Below are 1190 nucleotides of genomic sequence, written 5' to 3' on the forward strand. Positions count from 1 at the left end.
TAAGTAGGTCGGTATAAAAAAACAAAGGTAAGTAAAGAAATGTTAACAACTAGAATTGGAACTGAATTTAAAGCGATTAGTTGTATAATTTCCTCGTCGCCCTCTCGCTTCAATTCCATCCATTACTGCGTAGGCAAGAGCGAGTTCATCTTCAAACATTTTTCCGACCAGTTCATGATTTTTAAGTTGTTGCCATTCCAGTTCAATCTTGTTCATTTCTGAACAGTATTTAGGGAGAAAGAAAATATACAATCCCTGGCTTTCCCACTGAGACCATTTTTGTTGGACATCCAGGGATTTGTGTATGGGACCATTATCTTGAATTATCACTCTGATCCGTCCAGTTAATTTCATTTCCAGCTCAGCTTGTTGTGCTTCATTTTCCATCATAGTGATATATGATTTGCTGCTAAAACTCCCGACCGCCAACCCATACGCGAAACTGACACACGGCTGTAGCAAGCCTAAAATACTAAGTCTTCGACCCCTTCGTTTCGTTTGCTCTAGCCGTTTTTGCGCTCCAATTGGGTAATAGGTATATCCAGTGGAACTCCACAAGCAAAAACCTGATTCATCCAGATATTTCAGATCGATTTCTCCCGCCGCCGCTGCCAACTCTAACATATCTTGATCTGCCTGTTTTATCGAGCGTTGTAATGGGTCTTGTTTGTCTTTATGGCTTGGTCGGGTTCGTTTCCAAATAATCTTTTTTTTTTGAGGATGCGTCTTAATCTGTCAGGGCTTAATTTGACGCCGCGTTCCTGTTCTAATTTTTGAGCAAGTTGACGACTATTATATCTGCGTGGTTCATTTTTGAGACATTCTTCTAGATGAACAATGTCTGATTCTTTCCATTTGGGTTTGACCCCTCTGCCTTTGGTTGACCATAATCCTGCCAAACCCATTTTCACCCACCGATGAATTACTTCTCTAATTGTTTGCTCTCTACACTTAAAATGAGCTGCTATCTCCTCTACATAACATCCCTGGGAGTTCAATCTAATAATTTGTGCTCGATCTTTTACTTTTTGAGGTACTGTTGTTGCTGTCCTCAATTCAAATAGTGTTCGGTCTTCTTCTTCATTGAGAAATACTCTTAAACGTGCGCCCATATTTGTTGATTTTGTAAATCAAATCTTGAGTGTTTACTTATCTTAACATGATTTGGTTTTTTTACGCCTACCTACTTA

Annotated in this window: 1 pseudogene; it reads right to left on the reverse strand. The window is 39.4% G+C overall.

What is annotated here, in order from left to right:
• Positions 1 to 42 precede the first annotated feature (42 nt).
• Positions 43 to 1112, reverse strand: a pseudogene (locus QUA88_RS29410) (IS630 family transposase).
• Positions 1113 to 1190: the final 78 nt, after the last annotated feature.

The organism is Microcoleus sp. D3_18_C2, from assembly GCF_036702395.1.
GTDB lineage: Bacteria > Cyanobacteriota > Cyanobacteriia > Cyanobacteriales > Microcoleaceae > Microcoleus.